1 protein-coding gene is annotated in these 2359 nt (G+C 68.6%); it reads right to left on the bottom strand.

All coding sequences use genetic code 11. The features are described 5' to 3' along the window. Window positions 1-108: 108 nt before the first annotated feature. Window positions 109-1899, bottom strand: a complete 1791-nt coding sequence (locus tag ACFLIM_RS50070; protein ID WP_393177979.1) for a DUF305 domain-containing protein — start codon at window positions 1897-1899, stop codon at window positions 109-111. Window positions 1900-2359 lie beyond the last annotated feature (460 nt).

Here is a 2359-nt window from a genome sequence, read left to right as displayed (position 1 = left end):
ATGATCCACATCGCCATGATCGACCTCATGACCCGCCGCCTCACAGGCGAAACACCCCCACCTGGCGCGGCACCTGAACCTGGGATCAAACAGAGACCTAAACGCCCACTAGGGCGATTTCTGGATGAGCACCGGGGTGTCCGTTCCGGCCTTGGTGACCAGGAGGTAGCGCTGCTGGTTGCGTGCAGTGCCGCTGGAGGTGAGGGCCTCCCTGAGCGGGCCGATCGCCTGGGCGATCTGCGCCCCCGAAATGTTCGCCTTGAAGGTCACCAGTTCCTGCCGCTTCACGAACGGCGCGGTGCGCAAGGAGACGAGCCACAGCGTGTACGCGCTGCCGGGCGTGAGCCCCGAGGCGGCGATCTCCAAGGTGTCGAGAGGACCCATGGCGTTGACCGAGACGGTGGCGTGCCCGCGTCCGCCGGTGCCGGGCGGGGCCGTCATCTCCAGGTGTCCGGCGGTGGCCGCCTGGCCTCGGGGACTCAGGTTCGCCGTGCCGGCACCGGAGGTTACCGCCCGCGGCACATAAACCAGGGCCATCGGCTGCTGCCCGATCGGGATGGTGGCGATGAGCCGGTTGGTCATCGCGTCGATCGCCGCGACCGCGTCCTGGTTCTCCAGGCCGACGTATACCCGCGTGCCGTCGCCCGATCCCCACACTCCGTGCGGCAGGTCGCCGACCGGGATCGTGGCGACGTGCGTGGGATGCGCGCCGTCGCGCCGGTAGACCTTCACCGCGTTCTCCGCGCCGACGGTCACGTAGGCGAACCGGCCGTTCGGGTTGTCCACGGCGGTCACGTGGTTGGTGATGGGCCCGGTGTCGAGGGTCGCCAGGATGCGGAACGGGGGCTCGCCGCTCATCACCTGCGTCTTGCCGGAGTCCTTGAGGGTGAACCACACCTCCTTACCGTCGCGGCTGACCGTCAGGTTGGGGCAGAACGGGCTGGCCTGAGGGACCCTGGCGATCACCCGGTAGGTGCGGGTGTCCACCACGTCGACCTCGGGCGTGAAGCTCGACGGCACGTACGCGTAGCGGCCGGTCGGGTGGAAGAGCACCATGCCTGGGCCGTTGGCGGTGGTCACCCGGCGCTTCTCCCGCATCGCCACCGGGTCGATCACCGAGACGTAGTTCTGGCCGCGCACGGTCGCCCACACCTCCTTGCCGTCGGGGGTGAAGAACGCCTCGTGCGGTGAGCGGCCGATGTAGACGACTCCCTTGACCTTGTTGGTGCCCGTGTCGATCAGGCTGACCGAGTTGGACGCGATGGACACCACCGCGAGGGTCCGGTGGTCAGGCGAGAAGCCCATCCCGTGCACCAGGAGCTGTCCCTTGTACAGAGGGTTCAGCGCTTCGGGCACGGTGTCACCGAGCCGGATTACGCCGAGCAGCCGGTTGGCGGCGGGGTCGATCACGGAGACGGTGTTCGAGGTCTGGTCGGCGGTGTAGACGCGGTCTCGGCCGGACAACGGGATGGGGGAGCGTGTAGGTCCGACGGCGCTCGGCGAGGCAGGTGACGGGCTTGGCGAAGACGGAGGCGAAGGTTGCGGCGTGACCGCCGCTCGATGGCGCATCACGTCAATCTCCTGGCGCTGGGTCACGATGATCTCCTGGGCCAGCCGCAGCAGCACGGGGTCCTTTCCGTACGCCAGTTCGGCCGTCGCCATGTCCACGGCACCTTGGTGATGAGGGATCATCATGGCCGCGAAGTCGCGGTCGGCGTCACCGGCCGGCCTCACGATCGCCATGTCCCGGTGCATCCGCTCCATGCTCTGCTCCATCGCCCGAGCGAAGGGCGAGTCACCGGCAACCGGTGATCGGTGCGTGTGCTCCCCGCCGCAGGCGACGACCCCGAGGGCGCAGCATACGGCCACCCCCGCCACGCGCCGCATCCTGGTTCCCATCAGCCGGTCTCCCTCTCTGTACGGATATCGATCGCGTCGGATGGCCTGGCGGACGGCCTCGGGAGTGAGCGCCGATGGAAGACGTCGTCGGGCCGGGTCGAGCTGCCGTTCTCCAGCCCCGATTCCAGCTCTGGCAACGGTGACATACGTGCTCCGGCGGTCGGCCTGCCCGATGGCGTTTGTTCTTCTCTGCCCAGCGTCGTTCTCTGGCTCACGCTGCCCGTCGCCACGCGGGGCATACCGGCCCGCCTCGTTCGTCGCCGTACTTTGGCCGGGAATCTACCGCCGACTTCGTGGCAGAACCGACCGCAACCAGGCCGAGCCTCGGCCACGCCCGACCAGGCCGAGCCGCACGCCCCGCAGGTGTTCAACATCGGGCGCTATCGCCGGGCTGCGCTGCTGCGCGCTTCGGGTCGCCTCGCATTCCTATGCCATTTGGCGTCCTCACCTGCGCGGGCAG

This window comes from Nonomuraea marmarensis (genome assembly GCF_043197025.1).
GTDB lineage: Bacteria > Actinomycetota > Actinomycetes > Streptosporangiales > Streptosporangiaceae > Nonomuraea > Nonomuraea marmarensis.
Note: the sequence above shows the minus strand (reverse complement) of the source record. Positions and strands in the feature narration are given on the sequence as shown.

What these genes read in the sequence shown, in the direction of transcription:
- ACFLIM_RS50070 (WP_393177979.1), bottom strand. Translation starts at nt 1,899, where the DNA reads ATGGGAACCAGGATGCGGCGCGTGGCGGGGGTGGCCGTATGCTGCGCC.